The 23,952-nt window shown below is 39.3% G+C and carries 31 protein-coding genes and 1 other annotated feature; of the genes, 22 read left to right on the top strand and 9 right to left on the bottom strand.

Annotation, left to right across the window (positions count from 1 at the left end; translation table 11 throughout):
- Window positions 1-33 precede the first annotated feature (33 nt).
- The 4 genes from trpB (at window position 34) to F0342_RS15440 (ending at window position 2,850) form a co-directional block, all read left to right on the top strand.
- Entirely contained in the window at window positions 34-1,236 is a 1,203-nt protein-coding gene (gene trpB / locus F0342_RS15450) for a tryptophan synthase subunit beta (RefSeq protein ID WP_149156783.1), read from the top strand.
- A complete protein-coding gene (trpA, locus tag F0342_RS15445; RefSeq protein WP_149156782.1) occupies window positions 1,229-2,020 on the top strand; it encodes a tryptophan synthase subunit alpha in 792 nt (263 codons plus the stop codon). Before trpB ends, trpA begins: the two co-directional genes overlap by 8 nt.
- Before the next feature lie 150 nt (window positions 2,021-2,170).
- Window positions 2,171-2,332, top strand: coding sequence for a hypothetical protein (locus tag F0342_RS24955; protein WP_188048576.1), 162 nt, complete (start codon window positions 2,171-2,173; stop codon window positions 2,330-2,332).
- A 170-nt stretch (window positions 2,333-2,502) separates the two neighbouring features.
- The gene (locus tag F0342_RS15440) at window positions 2,503-2,850 is read left to right on the top strand and encodes a VOC family protein (protein ID WP_149156781.1); all 348 of its coding nucleotides are present in this window, start codon (window positions 2,503-2,505) and stop codon (window positions 2,848-2,850) included.
- A 101-nt stretch (window positions 2,851-2,951) separates the two neighbouring features.
- On the opposite strand, the gene F0342_RS15435 is transcribed toward F0342_RS15440, so the two are convergent.
- Window positions 2,952-3,548 carry a class I SAM-dependent methyltransferase gene (locus F0342_RS15435; RefSeq protein ID WP_262481765.1) on the bottom strand — a complete coding sequence of 199 codons (597 nt, stop codon included), beginning with the start codon at window positions 3,546-3,548 and terminating at the stop codon, window positions 2,952-2,954.
- 136 nt (window positions 3,549-3,684) lie between these two features.
- Window positions 3,685-3,949: a binding site (T-box leader), on the top strand.
- 36 nt (window positions 3,950-3,985) lie between these two features.
- Between F0342_RS15435 and metG the strand changes: the two genes are divergently transcribed.
- Entirely contained in the window at window positions 3,986-5,644 is a 1,659-nt protein-coding gene (metG, locus tag F0342_RS15430) for a methionine--tRNA ligase (protein ID WP_262481779.1), read from the top strand.
- Window positions 5,645-5,662: 18 nt separating this feature from the next.
- Complete coding sequence (locus F0342_RS15425) at window positions 5,663-6,151, top strand: metallophosphoesterase family protein (protein WP_149156779.1); 489 nt, start codon at window positions 5,663-5,665, stop codon at window positions 6,149-6,151.
- A 53-nt stretch (window positions 6,152-6,204) separates the two neighbouring features.
- Here F0342_RS15425 and F0342_RS15420 read toward each other — a convergent pair whose 3' ends face one another.
- Window positions 6,205-7,026, bottom strand: coding sequence for a GNAT family N-acetyltransferase (locus F0342_RS15420; protein WP_149156778.1), 822 nt, complete (start codon window positions 7,024-7,026; stop codon window positions 6,205-6,207).
- A gap of 118 nt (window positions 7,027-7,144) precedes the next feature.
- Entirely contained in the window at window positions 7,145-8,206 is a 1,062-nt protein-coding gene (locus F0342_RS15415; RefSeq protein WP_044336647.1) for a DUF3900 domain-containing protein, read from the bottom strand.
- A gap of 182 nt (window positions 8,207-8,388) precedes the next feature.
- On the opposite strand from F0342_RS15415, the gene F0342_RS15410 reads away from it, so the two are divergent.
- The 3 genes from F0342_RS15410 (at window position 8,389) to F0342_RS15395 (ending at window position 11,605) form a co-directional block, all read left to right on the top strand.
- A complete protein-coding gene (locus F0342_RS15410) occupies window positions 8,389-9,345 on the top strand; it encodes a cation diffusion facilitator family transporter (RefSeq protein WP_149156777.1) in 957 nt (318 codons plus the stop codon).
- 251 nt (window positions 9,346-9,596) lie between these two features.
- Complete coding sequence (locus F0342_RS15405) at window positions 9,597-10,214, top strand: NUDIX hydrolase (RefSeq protein ID WP_149156776.1); 618 nt, start codon at window positions 9,597-9,599, stop codon at window positions 10,212-10,214.
- Window positions 10,215-11,155: 941 nt separating this feature from the next.
- Window positions 11,156-11,605 carry a hypothetical protein gene (locus F0342_RS15395; RefSeq protein ID WP_149156775.1) on the top strand — a complete coding sequence of 150 codons (450 nt, stop codon included), beginning with the start codon at window positions 11,156-11,158 and terminating at the stop codon, window positions 11,603-11,605.
- Window positions 11,606-11,638: 33 nt separating this feature from the next.
- On the opposite strand, the gene F0342_RS15390 is transcribed toward F0342_RS15395, so the two are convergent.
- Window positions 11,639-11,887 carry a DUF2164 domain-containing protein gene (locus F0342_RS15390; protein ID WP_262481764.1) on the bottom strand — a complete coding sequence of 83 codons (249 nt, stop codon included), beginning with the start codon at window positions 11,885-11,887 and terminating at the stop codon, window positions 11,639-11,641.
- A gap of 246 nt (window positions 11,888-12,133) precedes the next feature.
- On the opposite strand from F0342_RS15390, the gene mscL reads away from it, so the two are divergent.
- From mscL to F0342_RS15370, 4 genes are all read left to right on the top strand, one after another.
- Window positions 12,134-12,517, top strand: a complete 384-nt coding sequence (mscL, locus tag F0342_RS15385) for a large conductance mechanosensitive channel protein MscL (RefSeq protein ID WP_149156773.1) — start codon at window positions 12,134-12,136, stop codon at window positions 12,515-12,517.
- A gap of 82 nt (window positions 12,518-12,599) precedes the next feature.
- Window positions 12,600-13,154, top strand: a complete 555-nt coding sequence (locus F0342_RS15380; RefSeq protein ID WP_262481763.1) for a DinB family protein — start codon at window positions 12,600-12,602, stop codon at window positions 13,152-13,154.
- A 186-nt stretch (window positions 13,155-13,340) separates the two neighbouring features.
- Window positions 13,341-13,538: a cold-shock protein CspD gene (cspD, locus tag F0342_RS15375; RefSeq protein WP_032088076.1), complete on the top strand. Its 198-nt coding sequence runs from the start codon at window positions 13,341-13,343 to the stop codon at window positions 13,536-13,538.
- A 171-nt stretch (window positions 13,539-13,709) separates the two neighbouring features.
- On the top strand, window positions 13,710-13,925 hold the full coding sequence (locus F0342_RS15370; protein ID WP_149156772.1) for a hypothetical protein: 216 nt from the start codon (window positions 13,710-13,712) through the stop codon (window positions 13,923-13,925).
- Window positions 13,926-14,228: 303 nt separating this feature from the next.
- Here F0342_RS15370 and F0342_RS25475 read toward each other — a convergent pair whose 3' ends face one another.
- Window positions 14,229-14,357, bottom strand: a complete 129-nt coding sequence (locus F0342_RS25475; protein WP_262481762.1) for a hypothetical protein — start codon at window positions 14,355-14,357, stop codon at window positions 14,229-14,231.
- A 242-nt stretch (window positions 14,358-14,599) separates the two neighbouring features.
- Between F0342_RS25475 and F0342_RS15365 the strand changes: the two genes are divergently transcribed.
- From F0342_RS15365 to F0342_RS15350, 4 genes are all read left to right on the top strand, one after another.
- Complete coding sequence (locus F0342_RS15365; protein WP_316252618.1) at window positions 14,600-16,105, top strand: glycine betaine uptake BCCT transporter; 1,506 nt, start codon at window positions 14,600-14,602, stop codon at window positions 16,103-16,105.
- 807 nt (window positions 16,106-16,912) lie between these two features.
- Window positions 16,913-17,620, top strand: coding sequence for a Type 1 glutamine amidotransferase-like domain-containing protein (locus tag F0342_RS15360; protein ID WP_149156771.1), 708 nt, complete (start codon window positions 16,913-16,915; stop codon window positions 17,618-17,620).
- Between the two features lie 74 nt (window positions 17,621-17,694).
- Window positions 17,695-17,964 (top strand): hypothetical protein, encoded by a 270-nt coding sequence (locus F0342_RS15355; RefSeq protein WP_149156770.1) that lies wholly within the window; start codon window positions 17,695-17,697, stop codon window positions 17,962-17,964.
- A 121-nt stretch (window positions 17,965-18,085) separates the two neighbouring features.
- Window positions 18,086-18,523, top strand: a complete 438-nt coding sequence (locus F0342_RS15350; protein ID WP_149156769.1) for a GNAT family N-acetyltransferase — start codon at window positions 18,086-18,088, stop codon at window positions 18,521-18,523.
- A gap of 126 nt (window positions 18,524-18,649) precedes the next feature.
- On the opposite strand, the gene F0342_RS15345 is transcribed toward F0342_RS15350, so the two are convergent.
- Window positions 18,650-19,741, bottom strand: a complete 1,092-nt coding sequence (locus F0342_RS15345; protein ID WP_149156768.1) for an AI-2E family transporter — start codon at window positions 19,739-19,741, stop codon at window positions 18,650-18,652.
- A 99-nt stretch (window positions 19,742-19,840) separates the two neighbouring features.
- Here F0342_RS15345 and F0342_RS15340 point away from each other — a divergent pair, with 99 nt between their 5' ends.
- The gene (locus tag F0342_RS15340) at window positions 19,841-20,629 is read left to right on the top strand and encodes a nucleotidyltransferase domain-containing protein (RefSeq protein ID WP_149156767.1); all 789 of its coding nucleotides are present in this window, start codon (window positions 19,841-19,843) and stop codon (window positions 20,627-20,629) included.
- Between the two features lie 95 nt (window positions 20,630-20,724).
- Here F0342_RS15340 and F0342_RS15335 read toward each other — a convergent pair whose 3' ends face one another.
- Genes F0342_RS15335 through F0342_RS15325 form a run of 3 tightly spaced genes read right to left on the bottom strand, consistent with a single transcriptional unit; the run spans window position 20,725 to window position 21,984 of the window.
- Window positions 20,725-21,039 carry a DMT family transporter gene (locus F0342_RS15335; protein ID WP_149156766.1) on the bottom strand — a complete coding sequence of 105 codons (315 nt, stop codon included), beginning with the start codon at window positions 21,037-21,039 and terminating at the stop codon, window positions 20,725-20,727.
- Window positions 21,039-21,383 (bottom strand): DMT family transporter, encoded by a 345-nt coding sequence (locus F0342_RS15330; protein WP_149156765.1) that lies wholly within the window; start codon window positions 21,381-21,383, stop codon window positions 21,039-21,041. The genes F0342_RS15335 and F0342_RS15330 overlap by 1 nt, the downstream gene beginning before the upstream one ends.
- A gap of 4 nt (window positions 21,384-21,387) precedes the next feature.
- Complete coding sequence (locus F0342_RS15325) at window positions 21,388-21,984, bottom strand: TetR/AcrR family transcriptional regulator (RefSeq protein WP_149156764.1); 597 nt, start codon at window positions 21,982-21,984, stop codon at window positions 21,388-21,390.
- Between the two features lie 145 nt (window positions 21,985-22,129).
- Between F0342_RS15325 and F0342_RS15320 the strand changes: the two genes are divergently transcribed.
- From F0342_RS15320 to F0342_RS15305, 4 genes are all read left to right on the top strand, one after another.
- On the top strand, window positions 22,130-22,489 hold the full coding sequence (locus F0342_RS15320; RefSeq protein ID WP_149156763.1) for a hypothetical protein: 360 nt from the start codon (window positions 22,130-22,132) through the stop codon (window positions 22,487-22,489).
- Between the two features lie 73 nt (window positions 22,490-22,562).
- Window positions 22,563-22,928 carry an aminoacyl-tRNA hydrolase gene (locus F0342_RS15315; RefSeq protein WP_149156762.1) on the top strand — a complete coding sequence of 122 codons (366 nt, stop codon included), beginning with the start codon at window positions 22,563-22,565 and terminating at the stop codon, window positions 22,926-22,928.
- Between the two features lie 22 nt (window positions 22,929-22,950).
- On the top strand, window positions 22,951-23,295 hold the full coding sequence (locus F0342_RS15310; RefSeq protein WP_149156761.1) for a VOC family protein: 345 nt from the start codon (window positions 22,951-22,953) through the stop codon (window positions 23,293-23,295).
- Window positions 23,296-23,344: 49 nt separating this feature from the next.
- The gene (locus F0342_RS15305; RefSeq protein ID WP_149156760.1) at window positions 23,345-23,806 is read left to right on the top strand and encodes an NUDIX hydrolase; all 462 of its coding nucleotides are present in this window, start codon (window positions 23,345-23,347) and stop codon (window positions 23,804-23,806) included.
- The last annotated feature ends 146 nt before the right edge of the window (window positions 23,807-23,952 follow it).

The following is a 23,952-nucleotide window of genomic DNA, read 5'->3' as shown; positions in this document are numbered from 1 at the left end:
TGATATTTTAAACCAATGGATGGAGGAATTGAGATGATATACGCACAACCAGATCAAAAAGGGTTATTCGGGCAATTCGGGGGAAGGTTCGTTCCGGAATCATTGATGAAGGCTGTTCAAGAATTGGAAAAGGCTTATGCTGAAGCCTCTAAGGATAAAGAATTCCAAGAGAACCTTCAAAACTACTTAAAGGATTATGTAGGAAGAGAAAACCCACTCTACTTTGCTGGAAATCTAAGCAAACAGGTAGGGGGAGCGAAAATCTACTTAAAGCGTGAGGATCTCAATCATACGGGTGCTCATAAAATCAATAATACAATCGGTCAGGCCCTGCTTGCTGATCGGATGGGCAAAAGAAAAATCGTGGCGGAAACTGGAGCAGGGCAGCACGGTGTTGCAACGGCAACCGTATGTGCCCTTTTAAACCTGGATTGTGTCATTTTTATGGGGGAGGAAGATATACGCCGACAGAAACTCAACGTATTCAGAATGGAGTTACTGGGAGCGAAAGTGGTGAGTGTCACCCAGGGAAGTGCCACATTAAAAGATGCAGTCAATGAAGCCCTGCGCTACTGGGTCGCAAATGTTGAAGACACACACTATATTATCGGTTCGGTGTTAGGGCCACACCCATTTCCTAAAATGGTACGGGATTTTCAAAGTGTGATCGGGAAAGAAACAAAGCGACAATTCTTCGAAAAGGAAAAATGCCTGCCAAAGGCCATCGTCGCTTGTGTTGGAGGCGGCAGCAATGCCATCGGAATGTTTCACCCGTTCATTGATGATAGGGAAGTTGACTTATACGGTGTGGAAGCGGCTGGAAGCGGGGTTGAAACCGACAAACATGCAGCCACATTAACAAAGGGGTCCGTCGGGATTCTTCATGGCAGCATGATGTACCTGCTGCAAAATGATGAAGGACAGATTCAAGAAGCCCACTCTGTTTCAGCAGGCCTTGATTACCCTGGTGTCGGGCCGGAGCATAGCTACTTGAAAGACATTGATAGAGTGGAATATACGTCCATTTCAGACGTGGAAGCATTAGATGCATTTAAGCAGCTGTCCCAGACAGAAGGAATCATACCGGCACTGGAAAGCTCACACGCAGTCGCCTATGCGGTGAAGCTAGCTGAAAAAATGAGGAAAGAAGAGTCAGTAGTGATTTGTTTATCCGGCAGAGGGGATAAAGATGTGGAACAAGTGAAAGAGTTACTGGGAGGTAGTCAACATGGGTAAATCATTTCTTGAATATACGTTTAAAGCTGAACTGGATAAAGGAAACAAACTATTCATTCCTTACGTGATGGCAGGGGATGGGGGTATAGAGACCTTGATATCAACCTTGAAAATGCTCGAAGAAAGAGGAGCGACGGCCATAGAAGTCGGAATCCCGTTCTCGGATCCCGTTGCCGATGGCCCGACCATCCAAGAGGCAGGGAAGCGGGCACTGGAGAATGGGACGACACTGCAAAAGGTTTTTGAAGTGTTAGAGGAAAGCAGAAAGGAAATTGCCATTCCGTTAGTCTTTATGACGTATATTAATCCCATTTACAAATATGGAGTAGAGCGTTTCTTTCAGGATTGTAAGAATGCAGGGGTGGACGGTGTGATCATTCCTGATCTGCCACTTGAACATCATGAATTGGTTCGGGCACCATCTCAAGAAAATGGAATCGCTATTATTCAATTAGCTACGCTTACGAGTCCGTTAGAGAGAATTCAGGAATTGGCTTCCGTTACTGATGGGTTCCTTTATGCTGTAACGATTAATGGTATTACTGGGACAAGAGATGGGTTTGGCAACAATATTTCAAATCACCTGAATAAATTGAAAGAAAACAGTCCGGTACCAGTACTTGCCGGGTTTGGAATATCTACTCCTGAACATGTGCGTACCATGAGTAATTACTGTGATGGAGTAGTCGTTGGAAGCAAAATAATCGATTTGATTCAGCATGAATCACTTGATGAAATAAAGGCATTAATCAGTGCTTCAAAAGCTAAAGCATTAAATTTGTAAAGGTTACTGAATTCTTCGTAAATAAATGAAGGCATAGATTAACAGATTCTAAATGTATGTTAAATAAAGGTAAATAGCCTTCTTTTTCCTTCAGAAATCAGTATGATAGAGATGTAGTTGAACAAAGCATCATAACAGGAGGCTATAAAAATGAAAAGTATGAAAAAGTGGTTATTAATGTTAATGACAGCTCTATCAGTAGTAACATTTGCAGCCGGATGCAGTGGAGACACAGAGGAAGACACAGGTACTGAAACGGAAGAAAACATGGAAGAAGAAAGCAACACTGAAGAAAACAATACAGAAGAATAAAATGGTAACAGTCAGTCCTAAGTGGGCTGGCTGTTTTATTTTTGAATCCGAAATGCGAAGATTAAGGTTGTATTGTACTACTATTTCTATTAATCTGACAATATAAGACATAATTGATAGAGAGGTCAAACGGATGACGATTCCAAATTGCTACATAAGGAGGAGTTCACATGATTCATAGAAAACTGAATACAGTGTTTATTCCGGTGGCTGATTTAAAGGAGTCTGTGGATTGGTACGCAAAAGTACTGGGTTTTGAAATCGATCCCGTGCAGTATAATGAGATTGAGGACATTCCCGTTTACACTTTCCAGATGGGTGAAACATCACTAACTCTAAAAGAGGAAAAAGGATTCACTCCTCCTGCTTCTAATGTTCCAATCTGTAATTTCCAAACCACTCAAATAGAAAAAGTAAGAGAAGACTTTCACGAAAAGAAAGTCCAATTGAATCCAGGATCATCACGTTTCCCAATTTTTCATATTTTAACTTTAGAGATGTCAACGGGAATTTATTAATGATTTGTACCGGATAAAGTCGATTAAAAACATGTAAATAGTAAAATAGGAAACCTCTTGAAGAAATGATTTTCTTCAAGAGGTTTCCTATTTTTGCAAAATTACTTCACACCCTTCACACTTACCGTTAAGGCGGGTTTAACTTTCTTATAAGAAAGAGTGATATCTTTAAAGCCAGCTTCACCTAAAGCTTCAGAAATACTTTCGCCATAGTATTTCGCACGGCTATCCCTTTCTTCATCCCCGCGTGGTTGGACGGTGATGAGAAGGATGCCACCTTTTTTTAGCATATTATATAAATGTGAAAGGGATTTTTTCTGGTCCTTCCATAGGGGATAGTTATTGACGGAAAAAATCCGATCGTACTCCACATTTTTCAATTCAAATTGACTAATATCATGAACAAATAAGCGAACTCTTCCGTTCTCAATGGCTTTTTCATTCTTATTCTGTGCTGTATTCTTCATTGTCTCAGAAATATCAACTCCATCAACAAGCGATTTAGGAAAACGACTTGAAATGCGATGAATACAATATCCAGGCCCATGGCCTACTTCCAGAATATGATCGCCATCTTTAATGGACAATTGCTTAATGGACCAATTATTTATTTTTCGATTATCGAATTCCATTACTTTTCCGACAAACCAGCCTAGTAATCCATTAGGATGCTTGAATTGCTTTTGTAATGAAAACAACAGGGCATCACCTCTTTTGCTGAAATCAGTTCTAATAAAATAGTATCGTCTATTCACCTTTCCACTAATACTCACAAATAAAACCTTTAAAGCGATGTTGCAATTTTTTGAAAAAGTGGCATAATATAAACAAATCTAATTTGCGTTGATGAGAAGAGTACATAGATGAGTCCTTTATCAGAGAGCTTCGGAAGCTGAAAAGAAGCAGGGTAGCTCTTTATGGAAAATGGTCTCGGAGCATTCTATTCGAACCATTTTGGTGTAGGGTAGGACGGGAATGGGCATCCGTTATCCATGTCACGGTATAAGAGCTCTTTTATGCTCCGTACTTGCTGAGATAGACTTGTGTGAGCAAGCTATAAACTAAGGTGGTACCACGAGTTCAACCCCTCGTCCTTAGATGTCGATTGATATCTAAGGACGAGGGGTTTTTTTATATTGTTCAGGAGGAGGAAAAGGTCATGACTATATTTATTGGTGGCGCTTGGCCATACGCCAATGGTTCGTTACATTTAGGGCACATCGCAGCCCTATTGCCAGGGGACATTATTGCACGATATTACCGTTTAAAAGAGGAAGATGTGCTCTATGTGTCAGGAAGTGACTGTAATGGAACCCCCATTGGGATTCGGGCCAGACAGGAAGGGGCAAGTATTGAAGAGGTCGCGAATCGATATCACCACGAGTTCCTGGAGTGTTTCCACTCTTTAGGCTTTAGTTATGATGAGTATACAAGAACTGATCACTCATATCATCATAAAGAAGTTCAAAACATCTTTACCACACTTTATCAACGGGGATGGCTTTATGAAAAAGAAGTGGAGCAAACGTATTGTGAGCATGATCATCAATTTTTGCCGGATCGGTTTGTGGAAGGAGTCTGTCCTGTTTGTGGCTCGAAGGCAAGAGGTGATCAGTGTGATCAATGCTCGACGGTTTTAGATCCGACTGATTTAACTGATAAAACCTGCAAGCTCTGTGGTCATGAACCGGTGCTTAAAACGACAAAGCATTTATATTTCTCCCTTTCTAAATTGCAGGAACCTCTTCAACAATTACTGATGGATAATGGCACCAGATGGAGAGATAATGCCCTTCTGCTCACAAATCGCTATCTAAAGGAGGGCTTGCATGACCGGCCGGTAACAAGGGATTTAGAAAATGGTGTGAAGGTCCCGATTCAAGGTTTTCAAGATAAGAAAATTTATGTATGGATAGAAGCTGTGAGCGGATATTTGAGTGCTTCAAAAAAGTGGGCGAGGGAGCATCAGCGTGAGTGGAAAGACTTTTGGCAGGAGGCAACCACGTGCTATTATGTTCATGGAAAAGATAATATCCCTTTTCATAGTATTATTTGGCCGGCCATTCTAATTGGAATTGGCGAAAGGAATCTACCTGACTATATTGTTTCAAATGAATACTTGACGCTTGAAAAAAGGAAAATTTCAACGAGCGGGAATTGGGCTGTTTGGGTGAAGGATCTTCTCAACGACTATCATCCAGATTCCATTCGGTATTTTCTCACCATTAATGCACCGGAAAAGAGAGATGCAGATTTTTCCTGGAGAGAATTCATTTATAGTCACAACAGTGAACTGCTGGGAGCTCTGGGGAATCTGGTTCAACGCACGTTAAAATTTTATGGGAAAGAATTTGGTCATAACGTTTCGCTTTCTATTGTACCTAAGGTTGTTAAGGATAAAATAGAAGAAACATTTTATTCGGTTGGCCAATCGATTGAAGAAGGGAACACTCGACAGGGAATTGAAAAAGCATTCGAATTCATTCGATGGACGAATAAGCGTTTTGATGAATTGAAACCGTGGAATGTATTAAAAGAGGACAGGGAGGAAGGAAGGAAGATATTAGAAGAATTCCTCTACGTATTATGTAACTTAAGGAATCTCATTCAGCCGTTTTTACCCTTCACTTCTTCAAATCTGGCTGATCAGCTGGGGATGGTCGGGCAATCAGGGTGGGTGCCGATATCTTTGCCGGTGGAGGTCAGCATTGAAGTGACAGCACCATTGTTTAACCGAATAGACCTTGATCAAATTGAGTTAGAACGGAAACAATTGAAAGAGAAAGCCCAGTGAAACCTAAAGGAGCATGAGATGAAGATTATAGTAGTGTCCGATACCCACATGCCTAAAACAAGGAGAGGCCTTCCGGAATTTCTGAAGGATGATCTCAGGAAAAGTGATTTAATCATTCACGCCGGGGACTTTCAAACCCTTGATGTTTATCGAGAGTTTATGGAGTACGGAGAATTGATTGCCGTTGTCGGAAATGTGGATAATTCAGATCTTCAGGCGTTTCTTCCAAAAAAAAGAATCATCAAGAAAAAAGGACTGAAAATCGGTGTGGTGCACGGAGACGGGAAGGCAAAAACAACGGAAAAAAGAGTTCTGGAAGCGTTCGAATCTGATGAGGTAGACTTGATCGTCTTTGGTCACTCGCATATCCCATATTCCCGCTATATGAAAGGGAGACTGTTGTTTAATCCCGGATCTCCCACTGATAAACGTAAACTTCCTTACTTCTCGCATGGTGTTTTGACCATTGAAGACACGTGGAAAATAGAACATAAATTTTACCGTTAAAAAAGCACAGGGGTCTAAACCTCTGTGCTTTACTCCTTAATATGGCTTAAATCTTATAAAGAAAACTGGTAGTAATCCTGACTATAGAAGATCTGAAATCCACTTGATTCATAAAGCTTAAGTGCATTCCTGTTCGTAGCAGCTACATCCAGGTAAATATCGCTGGTCCACTCGGATTCCTTCATCACGACTTGAGACAAGGCATTTCTGCCGATGCCTTTTCCCTGATTGGAGGGATGGATAGCGAAGCCGTAAATAAAGCTTCGATTGTCCACTCTTTGAATTCTAATCTTCCCTACGGTAACTCCTTTATATACAATCATTAAGTTTCCTTCCCCTGATTCAAGCAATCTCTTGGTATAGGATTCAGCATCAGACCTTACAACATGAAAGCATTTTACATCAAGGTCAATGATCGTTTCTATATCCTTTTCAGATGCATTCCGTAATTTAAGATCAGAGTCGATTAAGGACAACCTTTTTTTATTCCACTTCATTTCATATTCTGTAAAATCATAAGAGGCTTTTATTTTCTCAATAAACTCCTTTCCGGAAGCTGAAGAGCCGGGAGAATTAAGTAAGAGCTTTTGAACAGATCGTGACCTTAGTGACTGGGTGGCTTTCTGGAATAGTTCTTGAAATAGTTGTTGTTTACGGTAATCCGGGTGAATCATCCCACATAATTCATATGTTTCACCAAAGCCGTACAAACCTAAAAATCCAATCAGTTGATCCTCTTTGTAAAGAAGAAAATCATCCAGGATGTTTGTGCGGTTTTTAAGCATATCCCAGTTCAGTTTTAAATTTATATCTTCGTGTTTTTCGCAGACAATCTGCAGGTTTTTAATGTCTTGAAGCTGTTTTGAAGTAAGCATATTTCATCTCCATTATTCAAAATGTAAAGAAAATACTTACTAAATTTTATGAAAATTCCTTCATTTAGACAAGAGGTTTTTGAAAAAAAGAGCCATGTACTTAAAACATGGCTTCAGCTTATTCCTTTTCTTGTATTCGCTGGATCACTTCATGCAGCTCATCAGGCTTTAAAAATTCAAGAGGGGAGAATCCTTTTTCAAACATGACGGACTCGCTTTCAATCATCAGGACATATCGACCGTTCACTTTCGCCAGATGGATGCTGTCACCAAAGTCGGAAAGGAGAGCTTTAACGGAGACATGATCAAGTTTCACCTTCAGTTCGACTTCTGGTGACTGCTCGACGATTTGGGAGGTGGCTTCTACCACTTGTTCAGTTGTGAACCTTTCCTGAAGCTCACGCTTTGGACTGATTGCCCATTCTTCCACCGCTTCTTCAAATTCAACACGTTCATCGCTCTCTTCAGCATAGGTTTCAGAGATATGTTCCTTCACCATGCCGTAAACTTGGGATTTCACGATTTCGGGCATAGACTTTTCATATTCGACCCATTTCAAGAAATCTTCAAAGTATCTGGCATGTGATGCTTGATGGATCTTGATTTCGGCAGAGTCCATCATGCCTTCCTCAGGCATATAGGGGTATTGGATGGATTTCATGTTTTTCGTCGTAATCGCCATTTCGACATTGTGAATCAGAGTCGCTTCATCGGTTATAGTGGCAACCTTAGGTTCGAAATCACATTTCATAATGAACACAAACGGATCATCAAAAAATTTCGTCAGCTTTGCAGTCGCAACGAGGAATGCACCACCGCGGATAGCACTCGCTTCTATGTACATTTGAACAATTTGATCACAGGCTTCGCGAAAGTCCTCTTTGTTTTCGGCATAACGTGTGCGGTGAAATAAATTATAATTTGGATTGGAAGTCAGTTCATGACCCGGTTCCACTACAAATCGTCCAATTTTTGTGGGAGCAGACTCTGACTTTGAATGTCGGTCTACTTTCCGCTTCACAATTTTGGTTAGTTCGCCATCTAAAAAGCTTTTTAATGGGCTTTCTTCATACTCGGTTCCAGTTAAAGTCTGAAAATGCTTATGCCTTTTATCGGCTTCTTCCCCTTTACCCTCTACCTGTATTAAGTAAAAGGAAAGGTTCTGAATAGTAAAATCCATGTTTTGTTCTCCTGACCTAAATAGATTCGTTTTACATGTAATCATCTATACATTCATTGTTACAGTATAGAAAAGCTGAAAAGGTTCGTCAATTGACTTATGAAAGTTCATTCTGGTGAGATACTACTTGTTAAGAATCTGTATGGGTGGTGTGGAATGTGGGGAATCAATCTTTTTTTTCAATGTTGAAGAAAGGAAACAAGTCATCGTTTTTTGCCATGGTGGGGAACGGGATTCTGGCGATTGCAAAAGGGATAGCCTATTTCATTAGTGGAAGTGGAGCAATGTTTGCATCAGCTATGCATTCATTAGCTGATGCAGTGAATCAAGGTTTTGTATTTATTGGAAGTGTTCTTTCTGAGAAGCAACCAACAGAGAAGTTTCCGACAGGATTCGGAAGAGTCATCAATCTTTTTTGTATGGTTGCGGTTATCGTTGTTTCCATTATGGCCTATGAAACCATACGGGAAGGGATTCATTTACTAAAACATCCCGCTCTGGTGAAGGGCATTTGGCTGAATGTATTTGTATTACTACTGAATATCCTTATCGATGGGGCCATTCTCTATAAAGTAATGAAAGAAATCGGACAAGAAGCAAGAGATGAAAGCACAGGTTTAGGAATTTTGTCAGGAGCGTTTAAAAACGTAAAGCGTGCGTCACCACCGACAAGGCTCGTATTTTATGAGGATCTAGTCGCTGTTTCAGGGGCAATCTTAGCCCTGATTGCTGTATTGGTGTCCTACTTCTCTGACTATCAGCTTTTGGATGGAATCGTCACCATTGTTATTGGATTCCTGATGGTAGGAGTGGCCTTCAGGGTCGGGTATGACAACATGGTCGGTCTGATAGGAGTTGCTGCCCCGAAAGAAGTCGAGGACCGTATCGCAAGTGCGATCTTTGAGCACGAAGCAGTAATCGATATCTTCAAATTAAGAATCACTCAGGAAGGACGATACTATCATGTTGAATCGTATCTTGAACTGAAAAGAGGATTACCACTTTCTGAAGCGGATGATATTAAATTCGCTATACAGGATAAATTAATGAGTGACCCGGATATTGCGGACGTAACGTTGGGTATTATCGAGGATGATGGAATTCAGGAATGGAAAGGAAGTAAACCAAAACCACAATAAGAAACAAAGCATCCTGCCGAAAGTTTCAGCAGGATGTTTTTTCGTTTAGGATTAAAAGCAATATAGGAATGTCGGACCAGACAGAACAGCCCCCATTGGAAAAAATGGTCTTCTATGATTACTACAGTACGCGATAGAATTATAGATAGGATAGAATGGGAAGGTGGGGAAACGTATAGTTTGGTCTTGCTACTTGTTCATACTATAATAAAGAAAATCATAGAATAGATTATGTGAAAAGGGGGGATAGAATGGATGTGAATGAGATACTGCAGCTATTCAAAGAAAGAACACCGAAAGTACTTGGAAGTGAAACATTTTCTGAATATGCTATTCTACTTCCTTTGATTGAGGTTAACGGCCAAACGCAAGTTTTATTTGAAGTTCGTTCCTTAAATATGAGAAGACAACCAGGGGAAATTTGTTTTCCCGGGGGGCGGATCGATCGAAGTGATTCGGATGAGAAATCAGCAGCTATTCGTGAGACATCAGAAGAGCTGGGAATTCATACGGACACGATTACAGATGTGTATCCACTCGATTATATCGTGTCTCCTTTTGGGACAATTATTTATCCATACGTTGGCAAAATAAATGCATCCTTAAAAGAGTTAAAACCGAATCAAGCAGAGGTCGAGGAAATCTTTACAACACCTTTAACCTATCTTCAGGAAAGGGAACCAGACTTGTATACTATCAAATTCAAGATGGAGCCAGAAGAGAGTTTTCCGTTCAAACAAATCCCGGGTGGAGAAAATTACAATTGGCAAGCAAGAAATATAAAAGAACATTTTTATTACTATGAAGACAAAGTCATATGGGGGCTAACAGCCAGAGTTCTTCATCATTTTGTGAAACTCCTTTCGTAAATGGTCTTTTCAATAAGATGCTTTCTAAAAGTTTGCTGTTTTAATTGCAATCACTTCCATGAGACAATTATTATTAAACATGATTTTAAATGTAAACGAAATCTTTATAAAAAAGAAATTCTACAAATATCTATTCGTATTGATATTCGTTTTCAATTAATACTTTTTTCGATAGGGCAACATGTCGGAGAAAGTATTTTTGTTTGTGAATATGTAGCATATTGAAGTGTTTGTAATGGTTGAGATGGAGGTAAAGAGAAGTAAGTAAAAGATGATGAAAATAAGGAGAGGGGAATAACTATGATTATTCGTGCTAAATGCTGGAGAATGTTAAGTGTACAGGAAAAATTGTTTATCCTTAAAGCCGTATGTAATAAGCATCTGAAAAAGTAATAAGTGAATTTTTTAAAGTTCTCTAGAAAACTTCAAATTCCCTTATGTTATTGAAGTCATCAAGCCAATAGATAATACGGAAATTTCTATCCCGTTCATCTAAGGTTCCTTCGCTTCTCTATTAGTAATGATTTAGCTGGTGATATATTAACAATCGTCCTGCTGATTTACTGGATGTCATCGATTGGTGGTAAGATCAAACTAAAATAATGAAGAATCAAAAAAGCTATAAGCTATATCGGAAATCAGTACGCACTTAGTGCACTACAACCAAAAGTGAACATGGCGACTTGATCAGGCCACCAAGTAATTTTTCCTAGGGGTATTATACGATAAAATTGGATGACAAAGTACATTCACCACCGGATCCACACTTCACCTCATTAAGTTCCCTGACCAAAATCTCCCATAAATCCCCCTATCATTAATTCCCACTTATCTTGCATGAAAAACTAAGGACGAAAAGTGCAGGGAACAATTGTTTCTGGAACTTATCATTCAACATTTGGTAGAATAATAATGCACATACATATAAGGAGGAAACCTTAGTGAAAGGATCAAAAGTAGTACTCATAGCGGGAATCCTTATGGCCATTCTATTAAGTGCCTGTAACCGGAATGCTGCTGAAATGGTCGTGAGTGGTGGAGTGACAATAAATGAAAAGGCCAATACGATTACTTTCAGAGGAGTGGTCACAGATAAAGCACTTGAACCGAATACTCCGTTTCAAACCCGTTTCTTCCTGCAGGGAACCACGATTAAAAACGCCCTGGGAACGGATCTGATTTATACAGATGAGGAATTAAAGAGCCGTAAGCAGGGAGAATCATCACAAGAGTTTGAGGTTAAGAAAACAGTAGACATTAAAAAACCGGAAGAGATTGACAAGTTGATAAGTGAAATAAAGAACAAAGATAAAGAAGCCGTCACAATTGAACTTGTTAATGATAACGGTCGAATTGATGATCAAGTTCTTCATAACGTAACAAAGGAGTAGGACTGCAATGTCCTGCTCCTTTGTCTGTCCTGATTATCTAGTATTGATCGGCCTTTTTAAGGCATACAATTCATCTTCGAGAAGAAGCATCTTATCCATTAATACATCTTTAGAATCCATCACTCCCTGATTATAGAGATATGGACCAATTTCTTTCATGAAAAAATCAAACCAATTTTCAGCACCTAAATCTCCAATTTCGTCACCGGTCTGCTCATAATAAAATGTCTGAATTCGTTCAATCATTGTGTCTTTCTGTTCTTTTGGTAACTTCGTAAACATGATATATTCCTCCCATCGACTTTCTTCAATCGTAACATAACGGACCGATTACAGGTATGAATCCCAGCCAGCTTTTACGCGTGACGTCATGGGAAGTCTTCCATTACATGGAAGGAGGTCCAATAGTGAAAGACTAGTTTAGCAGAAAGAAATCTAATCCCTCATATAAATTTGTATAATTGTGGTAAACTAAATCCTGACAGGCAAAGTTCCTGTATGTCATATATAAACAAAAGGAGAATGCAAATGTGGCAGGAGTTTAAAAAGTTTGCCGTGAAGGGTAATGTCATAGATCTTGCAGTGGCGGTGATTATAGGTGCTGCTTTTGGTAAAATCGTCAAATCCCTGGTCGACGATATCATTATGCCCCTTCTAGGTATATTGCTTGGTGGCATCAGCTTTACAAACTTAAAAGTTACGGTAGGAGACGCTGTCATTACATATGGAGTGTTCCTGCAAAACGTAGTGGATTTCTTCCTAATAGCCCTCGTAATATTCTTTATAATACGGCTATATAAGAAAATGGAACGCAAAGAAGAGATCAAAGCGGAAGTGACGGTCGATCAGAAGGAAGAACTGCTTAAAGAGATACGTGATTTATTAAAAGATCCACAGCACAGTCCTAAATAATTGAATAATCGACAAAATAAACAAGGAGTTTCCCTTTATTTATCCAATATAAAGTAAGAGAAGCACAGGAGGGGGAGAAACAATGGAGAGCAACTCAATATATTTAATTAAAGAAAAAAATGGAATGAAGAAAGACTTTTCTTTACTCCTTTCAATGATGGATTATGCACGGTTCACTTCTATCAGTGAAGTTGAGAACATACCGTTGGAAATGCTTGACTATCGATGTCACGATGAAGCAAATTCAATCGGGATGCTTCTTGCCCATTTTGATGCAGTTGAAAAAATTTATCAGGTCCTGACCTTCGAAAATTTAAGTGATGATGAAATCGAGGAATTCGCAATGACCTTGGAACCTTCCTTAAGCTTAGGCAGTAAAGCAGCCGAGTTGATTAATGGAAATAGAGTCGAATTTTACCTTGAAAATCTGCAGAGAACCAGGAACAAAACGGTGGAGCAGTTCAAACAACTGGATGAGGATTGGCTATATGAAGAAACGAACTGGTGGTATGGTGAAAAAGGAAATAACTTCTTTAAATGGTTTCATGTATTTGAAGATGAAATCAACCATAGGGGACAAATACGTATGATCAAAAAACTCTATGCAAAAGAACACAATATTTCAATCGTGGACTAAATTCTCGTTCGCATTTTACAGAAAGACCCATTCATATTCTTGAGTTTTGCATGAGATTCTGTTATAGTAAAGATAGTTATTTTTGTTCGGTTAATATGCATGATTGAAGAACATTCGTCTTGAATCTTAATCAGAGCAGGAATATAAATATTTTTATGTGCAACTGCACTAGGAGGTACTTGTTTTATGTTACAAGGTAAAGTTAAATGGTTTAACGCTGAAAAAGGTTTCGGTTTCATCGAAGTTGAAGGTCAAGACGATGTTTTTGTTCACTTCTCTGCTATCCAAGGTGAAGGATACAAATCATTAGAAGAAGGTCAAGACGTTACATTTGAAATTGTTGAAGGTGCTCGTGGACCACAAGCAGCTAACGTTCAAAAGTAATTCAATTGTAAAACTCCAAACAGAGTACGTCGGATGACGTACTCTGTTTTTTCGTGTTTTTCCACGTCCAGAGGATACCCGACTCTATTCAGTACGCTTCTATGCTGGTTTTTCCTAAAAAATTCTGTTACTGTACTGTTAACGATATTTTATTTACTGGAGTGCTGAATTTTGTGGAAAAATGCTAAGAAATTTTTTATTTTTATTGGAGTTTTCATTGGAAGTAACATCATACTAAGTTTCATTGCTGGTCTGATTTTAACAAATTTGTATCATAGTTATGGATATAAAGGGTCTCCCGTTATTGGGACCTTAATCAATGTAGTAGCCGCAGTTCTTGCGGTTTTTGTTGCGTACAAACCGTTAAAAAAGAAAGCTCAGTCTTAACCTGGCAGGGGGAAATCTTTGTGAGTTCCTTCACCCCTTCCTATAATGATTTTATCTTATTTCTGGATAAGTGCACACTTCAGACCATAAAGAATAAGCTAATCACACTAACCTCTCCGGAAAAGTCCTGGGAGGTTTTTCTATGTTAAAGATGTATGAGGAAAATGTTCATTATTATAAGGATCTATCCAACCCATAAGAGTTATTGTGAAGGTTCATTTACATTGGGGAAACGGGCTTCATAGAAAGAGACTAGCCAGTTGACTAGTCTCTTGTTAAGTATTCAATTTTCTCACTATGTTTTTATTTATTTTGTTGGTTTTGTTGATTTTGCTGTTTAGCAGCTTTTCCAGCTCTTTCAGCAGCGTTTTGCTCTTGAGCAAATTCAGCTTCATTTTTTTGTTGTTGTGGTTTGTTGTTGTTGTTAGTCATGTTTATCACCTCCGTCTACTATAATTTGCCCCGAAATGAAAAAAAGATACATGAAAAATCAATTTAAAAGTGGGATGTTAATATATGCCAACTTAGAGTAAGGGACGGACCTTTAAAGGTCCGTCCCTCACTTTCCAATTACTTACTAGTTTAGCTCTTGGAAAAGGGGGGAACAAATAAGTTCGTGCATTTATTTTCTTTACATACCTATATCTACATCAAAGAATTAAGGGGGAAGTCATTTGAAAGATTTCACACCAATGTTTTGGATTGCTATTACAATCGGCATCATTTTTGTAGCTTGGGGGGGGATTTTTCCTCAAACATTAATCGATATTATGTCCAGTACTCAAGGAGTTCTTCTAGACAAATTTGGCTGGTTTTATCAATTTTCAGCTTCATTCTTTTTCATCATTGCCATCTTCTTCGCATTTAGTAAATATGGGAAGATTCGATTAGGGAAGGACGCTGATAGACCTGAATATTCCACATTGACATGGTTTGCCATGCTCTTCAGTGCAGGAATGGGAATAGGGCTCCTATTCTATGGGGTATCGGAACCTGTTTCTCATTATGCCACGCCTCCATATGGGGAAGGCGGGACCATTGAATCTGCTAAAATCGGATTACGCTATACATATCTCCATTGGGGATTTCATGCCTGGTCCATTTATGCGGTCGTAGCATTGGCCCTTGCCTATTATAAATTCAGGAAGGACATGCCAGGACTTATGAGTGCCACGTTATATCCTGTAATTGGAGATAGAGTGAAAGGTCCCATGGGGTATATTGTTGATATTGTCGCTGTGTTTGCCACGATTTTCGGTGTGGCGATTTCACTTGGAATTGGTGCTCAACAAATTAACAGTGGACTTAATTACCTGATGGGAACCCCGATTGACTTTAAAGTTCAGCTTATTATCATGGGGGTTGCAACGGTTCTATTTATTACTTCTGCTGCTACTGGTTTATCAAAAGGAATTAAATATTTGAGCAATGCCAATATGGTATTGGCTGTCTTGTTATTCATTGTCTTTCTCATCGTAGGTCCTACGCAATTTGTCCTGGAATTGTTTTTGACCACCTTTGGAAACTATGTTCAAAATCTTCCTAGTATGGGGTTACGTTTTTCACCATTTAATGTGGAGAATAATCAGTGGGTGAAGGATTGGACGATTTTTTATTGGGCATGGTGGATCTCATGGACACCGTTTGTGGGAACTTTTATTGCAAGGGTTTCAAAAGGAAGGACTGTTCGTGAGTTTATCATCGCCGTCATCATTGTGCCAACAATCGTATGCGCTCTATGGTTTGGAGTATTCGGAGGAACAGGGTTGTATTACGATTTTGTTCAAGGTGTAGATGTAGCGGGTCAAGGTTTGGAGACAGCACTATTTTATGTATTTGATCAAATGCCTCTAAGCGGGTTCCTCTCGATTATTTCCCTAATCCTGATTATCACTTTCTTTGTGACGTCGGCCGACTCGGCAACATTTGTACTGGGGATGCAAACGTCTAATGGAAGTTTGAATCCTCCATTCTTCGTGAAGTTCAGCTGGGGGATTGTATTAGCTGCCATTGCAGCGATCTTGATGGGGACTGGCGGCATCAGCGGATTGCAAGCAGCTACCATCATCACAGCCTTACCATTAGGTATTATCTTATTTGTCATGACATATGGATTAATTCTTTCATTCCAAAAAGAAATGAAAATGAAAAAGAATAGAACTTCTGGTGCTGTTAAGTGATTTACTTTTCAGGAGATGAAATAAAATAAGTGAGGAGGCTGGGACAAAAGTGTTTTAGCCTAACTGAAACCCGAACTAATTTGCATTCTATGTGGCAAATTAGTTCGGATTTTTAATTTGTTCAAATGGACATTTAGATGTAGCTCTTTCTAGCGGTTGATTGGAGTGCAAGACGAAGACTCCTGCGGGAAGAGTAGCTTATGTGAGACTTGTCCAGCTATAGGGCTTAGAGGCAAATGTCATAAGGCAGATCGTCCATGAAGGCAAAGAACGCCTTCAAGCCCGCTCCGCCTTATGCCAACCGCCTCTGAGCGAAGCCCTTCCGCTTTCCAACCCGCAGGCTTGCCGAGGAGGCTCACGGGCTACCCGCGGAAAGCGAAGTCTTGCANATTGGAGTGCAAGACGAAGACTCCTGCGGGAAGAGTAGCTTATGTGAGACTTGTCCAGCTATAGGGCTTAGAGGCAAATGTCATAAGGCAGATCGTCCATGAAGGCAAAGAACGCCTTCAAGCCCGCTCCGCCTTATGCCAACCGCCTCTGAGCGAAGCCCTTCCGCTTTCCAACCCGCAGGCTTGCCGAGGAGGCTCACGGGCTACCCGCGGAAAGCGAAGTCTTGCACGGAAATCATTAGCGGTATTAAGTGCCTACACTGAAATGTTCGTCTTTATGTGGTGGTTTTTTAGTTTTGTCCCAGCCTCTTTTCTATTAGATTTTTTTGAATGAAAAAATGTTCGCCAACGTCAATGGTTTTGTTAGGATTAAGATACTTATTGAAAGATTTTTGAATAGAAGGAGAGTGTAGATTCAATGAAACAGATTATCGCAATGGGTGGTGGAGGATTTTCCATGGAGCCTGATAACCTGCTTTTAGATCAATATATTATAAATCAGGCTGGAGAGTCAAAACCAAAGATTTGTTTTTTACCTACCGCCAGTGGAGATGCAGAAGGGTATATAGAGCGATTTTACAATGCTTTTCACTCGCTTTCGTGTGAGCCCTCACATTTGTCTCTATTCGAATTACCAACCAAAGATTTAGAGGGGTTCCTTCTTGAAAAGGATATTATCTATGTGGGTGGGGGCAATACCAAGAGTATGCTTGCCCTATGGAAAGAGTGGAAGGTAGATTCTATCCTCAAGAAAGCTTGGGAATCAGGGACGATTCTTGCAGGTTTGAGCGCAGGCTCGATCTGTTGGTTTGAAGAAGGAATTACTGATTCATATGGTGAAGAATTAGAAACGATTAAAGGTTTGGGATTCTTGAAGGGAAGCCACTCTCCTCATTATGACGGCGAAGAAAATCGTCGTCCCCTTTTTCATTCATTTATCCGTAAAGGGAAACTTCAAGCAGGCTATGGTGTGGATGATGGTGCTGCTTTACATTTCATTGATGAAAGTCTTTATAAAGTACTGAGCTCAAGAGTCCATGCTTCGGCCTATTGGGTCGAGAAGAGAGATGGCGATATGCTCGAATCGGTTTTATCGACAGAATATTTAAAGAAGGTAAAAAGTTAGTCCCTGATTCAGCATACTTTCACATTCGATGACATAGGGATAGTGATGAGTCTTTTTCTAGGGAGGAGAACATCATGGCTGAAGACAAGCGAAATAATCCAAGTGACTTAGTAAAGAACACGTCGAAGCAAGCCAGCGGACTAGTGAATAAAACGGCAGACACAGCTAATGAAATAATCAAAAGTGTTAGCGGTAAAGGCGGACTTGTAGGGAAAGTGTCAGATACATCAGCAGATTTTGTGAAAAATGTAAGCAATACCGGAAACAAAATGGTCGGTAAAACAGTAGACACGGCAAGCAAGGCAGTAAAGGGTGCATCAAATAAGTTATTTAAAAAGAAATGAAGTAAACCAGAGGAGCAATTCCCTATGAAGGGATTGCTTCTTTTGATATTCACCTCAAAATTTATGAATATGCTATGATAAAATAGGGATGAAAAGTCCGGTTTCATAAGGGAGGATTAAAATGACTCACATTCGTTTTATTTCAGCTACTGATACATATGCCATTAGACAACAAATTCTTAGGCCGACGCAATCGATAGAGGAGTGTCATTATGTAGGAGATTCAGACGACAGTTCCTTTCACATAGGCGTTTTTGAAGGAGAGGTGCTGATCAGTATTGGTTCCTTTTATCAGGAAGCACAACCGGGTTTGAATGGATATCTGCCTTACCGGTTAAGGGGAATGGCTACCCTTACGGATTACAGGGGGAAAGGCATTGGAAAGCAGCTCATCGAACACAGTGAAAAAGTCCTGAAAGAAAAAGGGTGTGAATTGTGGTGGTGCAATGCCAGAATTTCAGCTGGGCCATATTATGAGAAATTGGGTTTAACTCAGTTGGGGGACGTATTTGAAATAGAACCAATCGGGCCACATGTGATTATGTATAAACAGATATGATTGTCGGAATGGAGGCAATCTGAATAATGACACATATCTGCTCTTTAACCTTCTTCCGATTCAACTTCCACGTTTTTGTTACGTCAAAAAATAAACAACCGGGCAAGCCCGGTTGTCTCTCCATTATCATTCTTGAATAGCAGATCTTCTCAGCTTTATAAACTTCACTAAATTCAACACAATGGTTTTTGTTACCGCGTAAAAAGGAACGGCAAGGATCATTCCCAGGATACCTGCCAGGTTCCCTGCCACCAGTAATAAAATGATAATCGTCGCTGGATGAGTATCCAGACGCTTTCCTAGAATTAGGGGTGAAAGGAGATTCCCTTCTATTTGCTGTGCAATCGTGACAACCACGATGACGAGAATGGCTTTAGTCGGTGAATCAAACAGGGCCACGATGATGGCAGGTGCAGCACCGATAAAAGGACCGATAAATGGAATGATATTCGTCACCGCCCCTATTAGCGCCATCACCAATGCGTAGGGAAGTCCAATGATCAAATACCCGATAAAAGTCAGGGTCCCTACAAAGGAAGCTACCGTCAATTGTCCCTGTATGTACGCGGCAAGTGTATCACTCGTATCCTTTAGAGTGTTGATCCCTTCTTCACGGTAGGCAGGAGGAAGGAATTTTGAAATGGCCTTAGGAAATTTATGGCCGTCTTTAAACATAAAGAATAATAGAAACGGGACTGTGACAATCAGTATCGTAATACTGGTCAGAACACTTAATAATCCTTTAAGAGCAGTTGTTATATTATCTGGTAAAGTATTGGCAAAGTCCATTAACTGCTTTTCTACATCTTTAAGTGACACATAATCTTGACTCATCATCCATTTGAATTGTTGAGTCTCAGATAAGTATTCGATAAAATTCCTCGTTTGTCTTGCATACTCCGGAAGTTCATTGAACAAACCTGTTATCTGCTTCGAGAGAATAGGCGCGATATTTCCTATAATTAACACCATCACACCAATAATAGCAGCATAAAGCACGATGATGGCAATGGTTCTCGGCAATCTTGCTTTTTCCAGGAGATTAACTAATGGATTTAATAAAAAATACAGAAATCCTGAAATGATGATCGGGAAAAATAATGTTGAAGCGAATACGACAATCGGTTCAAATAAAAATGAAATCTTTGTTGAAACATAAATAATGGTAAGAATAATGAGAACCTGCAGGCTCCATGAGTACATCTTTTTCTTGGTCAAGCTATTCACCTCTATCTATCGACTTGTTTGTGTGATTAAGTATATCAAATACTGAAAGGAAAACCCTACTAATAAATATAAGATAAGGAGAATTATTTTGTGAGAAAAATCATTCTGGATGAGTTGAAAAATATCGAAAGAGAAGAGAGAATAAGGATCCTGTATGCCGTCGAAGCCGGAAGTCGGGCATGGGGGTATCAAACAGATGAGAGCGATTATGATGTCCGGTTTATATATATTCGGGAGGTTACTGCATATTTAAATCTTCAAGAGACAAAGGACGTTATTGTAATGTCTACACACGATTCCATTGAAATCAGCGGATGGGACCTTAGTAAAGCACTTAAACTTCTTCGTAAATCAAACCCCTCTCTAATGGAATGGTTAACAAATGAAAATGTGTATTTTGAGCACCCGGACATAGAGAAAGTCAGAAAGCTGAGAGACCAGACTTTTTCTCCGACCCGCTGTTTGTTTCATTATTATCACATGGCTAAACGCAATATGGAAATGTATTTGAATGAGGATATCAAAGATTTGAAGAAAATGATGACGATTATCAGACCGTGGCTTTCTTATAAGTGGATTAACGAGTATCAAACGTTTCCTCCAAATGGGATGAACGAAATGGTTGACCATATTAATATGAATGAAGAATTGAAGGATACCATCTCCTCTATGCTCCTATCCAGAGTTAATCGGAAGGAAATTCCTTTCCCCTATTTAATGTATATGGAAAAGTACATAAGAAAAGATTTACTCAAAATTGATAGGAATCTGGAGGATCCACTTAGCAACGACTCTGTTCAATGGGGAGGAATAAACGAAACTTTCTTGAACATTTTAGAAGATGTATGGGATGTACATTTAGTCAGAACGAATCATTAGCAGAATCCTTGGACATGCATAATAGCACCCCCTTTGAGAAACCAATGGTAATGGTGGGGGAGCTATTGGGATAAAAAATATCTAAAAAATTACAGTTATGAAACGATCTTTAAACCAATGATACTCCCTATAATACAACTAATAAAAAATAATCTCTTTAAATCCTTCGTTTCCCTGAAAAAGATCATTCCGATGATTACAGCTCCTGCAGATCCTATCCCGGTCCATATTCCATATCCTGTACTTACTGGGATATCAAGCAGGGAAAGGGATAATAAATAAAAGCTTATACCTCCTGCCGCGAAGCTCACGATTGAAGGGGCCAGCTTCTTGTATCCTTCAGAAAGCTTCATAAACGTTACCATCACAACTTCAGAGAACCCGGCAAAAATGAGAAATATCCAAGCCATTAGTATGACCTCCCAGTTTCTTGCTTTTCTTTATCACTCATTTTGAGGCCGATTACCCCGAAAATGAGCAGAGAGATAAAAGTAACTTTCAACACGCTAATTCCCTCATTTAGAAATACCATTCCCACAACAGCAGTGCCGGCTGCTCCAATACCGGTGAAGACGGCATATGCAGTTCCGATTGGCAATAATTTCATGGAATTAGAAAAAAAATAAAAACTGATTAAGATGAGAACAACAGTGACAATACTTGGGACAGGTTTTGTAAACCCCTCTGAGAGGGATAACCCAGTTGCCCAGCCAATCTCCAAAATTCCACCAATAATAACGTATATCCAACCCATGATGCTACTCTCCTTTACGACTTGATATACCTAATTCATAAACCTTCCAAGCCGATTCAATTCGTTGTCTGAAAATTTCTTCTGTGTAATAGTGATGTTCTAAAAAGACACCATCAACTAAACATAAAAAGGAGGCAATAAATTCATCCTCCTCGATTTCACTAAACAGATTGTGTTTAAGGCCTTCTTGGTAAATTGATACTAAAATCGCTGTTGTAACCATTTCAAACTGAATGAATTGTTTTTGAATAAGCTCTTTAAAAGCTTCTGGAGGAAAGAATGTAACTCTCTTCCATAGCAGAGATTCTTTTGTTGTCATTAATCGGTGACAAAATAAGTCAAAGAGCATTCGTATATTCCTTAGTGGTTCATCAAGATTCATCTTTTCCTCTGCATTCTTATAGGCTGTCACTTCAGACACACTTAAATCCTCAATTACTTCTATAAATATATCCTCTTTACTTCGGAAATGGTTGTAAATGGATGGTTTTTTAATACCCACCGTGTTTGCAATTTCCGTTAAAGAGGTATCCTCGTACCCTTTTTGGCCGAATAAATCCAATGCGACCTCTTTTATGAGTTGTTTGTTGTCATTTTTCATGATTATTCACCTTCTTAATTAATTAACTAACTAACGGTCGTTAGTTTTATTGTAAATCCATTTTAGGTTTTTTGCAAGAGGGGAAGAATAATCCACTATTCAAAATAAACGAATGTATTTCGGATTTCATACATATAATCATTTGTTGATTTTATATGGAAGGAAAGGGATACACATGATGGGCTTACGGGCTAAATTTGTGATACTTTGTATGTTACTTGTTCTTCTTATGGGGCTCTTTATTCTGAAGCTGGTGGTTATCAGTCATGAAGATTGGGTAATGATTGAGGAAAAGTATTTTCCGGCGAATGATAAAAAAGGTGCGGAAGGAATTAAATCAGGTGAGGTTATAGATGAAAACAGCAGCGATCCGCCATGCTTCATGAAATTTGATAACGGCCACACCTATAAGTTGGATTGTGATCAATATTTAGATTTTAAAATAGGAGAGCAGGTCAAAATAGTTTCAGTTGAAAATAATTATGTGAAACTAAGAAGGAAGTAAATAAAACTGAGATACTTTCCCTGCGCATGGTAAAATAACAGGTATTAAATGATAAAAAGGGCTGATTAGACGAATGAATAAGCGTGATCTCGTTCAATATTTTATTGTTAATAAGGAACTGAATATGTCAAAGGGGAAAACGGCAGCGCAAGTGGCACATGCTGCTACTCTTAGCACGCTGACGATGATGTCATCTGATTCACCTTTTCAAAATCGACAAGCAGACTTTGTAAAATGGGTGCAAACAGGAATGAAAAAAATTGTTCTAAAGGGAAAACCCCGTGAGCTGGAGAAATTAGAGGGTGATGGATATTTCAGTATTCATGATAGCGGGTTAACTGAAATTAAAGAGGGATCATTAACAGTAGTGGCACTTCCGCCAATGGAAAAATTTGTAGCAAAAGAGATTGTTGGGCACTTAACACTATTAAAAAACTAGAGATGAACGAGGAGGTATTTCATTGTTTTCTAAAGTGGATACAGTCCATATGTGTGTAAAAAATTTAAAAAAGTCTACTCAATGGTATGTAGAGGTGATGGAGTTTGAGCAAGTTTTTGATTCGGGAAAGTATGTTGTGTTTCAAATAGGTCAAGGAGACTCTACTCTAACGATTCAAGAGGGAAAGGTCCGTCCCTCATCCGTCAAGCCGATTCTCTTTTCTGATGCGCTAGAAGAGACCAGGTTAAAGCTAGTGGAGAAGGAAGTAAAGGTTGGAGAGATAAAAGAGGATGGAGAGGTTACATTTTTTGAGTTCTGGGATATAGATGGAAATGGTTTTGAGGCTTGTCAGTATATAACGGACTAATTCGGTCTGTGTTTCATTACGTTAGCAGATTCAGTGAGGAGATTGATCAATGGGTTACATAGAAGAATTAAGAGAAATTGTTGGAACTCGTCCTCTTATTTTAGTCGGATCGGTCGTCATTATTTTGAATGAGAGAAAGGAAGTGCTTCTGCAGCAAAGGAGATTTCCGAATGGCTCATGGGGACTGCCTGGGGGATTAATGGAATTGGCAGAATCAACGGAAGATACGGCGAGAAGAGAAGTGAAGGAAGAGACGAATCTGACATTAGGTAAGTTGAATTTGTTAAACGTATATTCTGGTGCGGATCAATACATTAAAGCTGAAAATGGAGATGAGTTTTATGTAGTCACCACAGCCTACTTTACAAATGATTACAATGGAGAAATGAAAGCAGAAAACTCTGAATCCATTCAATTAAAGTTTTGTAATCTAGAAGAATTACCTGATACTATTGTGGGAAGCCACCAGTGTATGTTGAATGATTATAAACTTCTGAAAAGAAAAATATAGCACACGAGAGGGGGGACGGTATAAAAGGATATGTCTCCCTCGTGAAATTTAACAGGTAACTCAGCCCCTGTTTGTACACTATGAAGTTGAGATTGATTACAAAAAAGCTGATCAGACAAGGTTCTGATCAGCTTTTATAGTGATTT

This window comes from Bacillus sp. CH30_1T, from assembly GCF_008364765.1.
Lineage (GTDB): Bacteria > Bacillota > Bacilli > Bacillales > Bacillaceae_B > Rossellomorea.
Note: the sequence above shows the minus strand (reverse complement) of the source record. Positions and strands in the feature narration are given on the sequence as shown.

Bases quoted from the DNA above. Each gene is read 5' to 3' on its own strand.
- F0342_RS15355 (WP_149156770.1), top strand. From the start codon at position 17,695: ATGGCTGAAGACAAGCGAAATAATCCAAGTGACTTAGTAAAGAACACG.
- F0342_RS24955 (WP_188048576.1), top strand. From the start codon at position 2,171: ATGAAAAGTATGAAAAAGTGGTTATTAATGTTAATGACAGCTCTATCA.
- mscL (WP_149156773.1), top strand. From the start codon at position 12,134: ATGTGGCAGGAGTTTAAAAAGTTTGCCGTGAAGGGTAATGTCATAGAT.
- F0342_RS15360 (WP_149156771.1), top strand. From the start codon at position 16,913: ATGAAACAGATTATCGCAATGGGTGGTGGAGGATTTTCCATGGAGCCT.
- F0342_RS15335 (WP_149156766.1), bottom strand. From the start codon at position 21,039: ATGGCTTGGATATTTCTCATTTTTGCCGGGTTCTCTGAAGTTGTGATG.
- cspD (WP_032088076.1), top strand. From the start codon at position 13,341: ATGTTACAAGGTAAAGTTAAATGGTTTAACGCTGAAAAAGGTTTCGGT.
- F0342_RS15415 (WP_044336647.1), bottom strand. From the start codon at position 8,206: ATGGATTTTACTATTCAGAACCTTTCCTTTTACTTAATACAGGTAGAG.
- F0342_RS15350 (WP_149156769.1), top strand. From the start codon at position 18,086: ATGACTCACATTCGTTTTATTTCAGCTACTGATACATATGCCATTAGA.
- F0342_RS15405 (WP_149156776.1), top strand. From the start codon at position 9,597: ATGGATGTGAATGAGATACTGCAGCTATTCAAAGAAAGAACACCGAAA.
- trpA (WP_149156782.1), top strand. From the start codon at position 1,229: ATGGGTAAATCATTTCTTGAATATACGTTTAAAGCTGAACTGGATAAA.
- F0342_RS15325 (WP_149156764.1), bottom strand. From the start codon at position 21,984: ATGAAAAATGACAACAAACAACTCATAAAAGAGGTCGCATTGGATTTA.
- trpB (WP_149156783.1), top strand. From the start codon at position 34: ATGATATACGCACAACCAGATCAAAAAGGGTTATTCGGGCAATTCGGG.
- F0342_RS15305 (WP_149156760.1), top strand. From the start codon at position 23,345: ATGGGTTACATAGAAGAATTAAGAGAAATTGTTGGAACTCGTCCTCTT.
- F0342_RS15315 (WP_149156762.1), top strand. From the start codon at position 22,563: ATGAATAAGCGTGATCTCGTTCAATATTTTATTGTTAATAAGGAACTG.
- F0342_RS25475 (WP_262481762.1), bottom strand. From the start codon at position 14,357: ATGACTAACAACAACAACAAACCACAACAACAAAAAAATGAAGCTGAA.
- F0342_RS15440 (WP_149156781.1), top strand. From the start codon at position 2,503: ATGATTCATAGAAAACTGAATACAGTGTTTATTCCGGTGGCTGATTTA.
- F0342_RS15330 (WP_149156765.1), bottom strand. From the start codon at position 21,383: ATGGGTTGGATATACGTTATTATTGGTGGAATTTTGGAGATTGGCTGG.
- F0342_RS15425 (WP_149156779.1), top strand. From the start codon at position 5,663: ATGAAGATTATAGTAGTGTCCGATACCCACATGCCTAAAACAAGGAGA.
- F0342_RS15390 (WP_262481764.1), bottom strand. From the start codon at position 11,887: ATGTTTACGAAGTTACCAAAAGAACAGAAAGACACAATGATTGAACGA.
- F0342_RS15380 (WP_262481763.1), top strand. From the start codon at position 12,600: ATGGAGAGCAACTCAATATATTTAATTAAAGAAAAAAATGGAATGAAG.
- F0342_RS15410 (WP_149156777.1), top strand. From the start codon at position 8,389: ATGTTGAAGAAAGGAAACAAGTCATCGTTTTTTGCCATGGTGGGGAAC.
- F0342_RS15420 (WP_149156778.1), bottom strand. From the start codon at position 7,026: ATGCTTACTTCAAAACAGCTTCAAGACATTAAAAACCTGCAGATTGTC.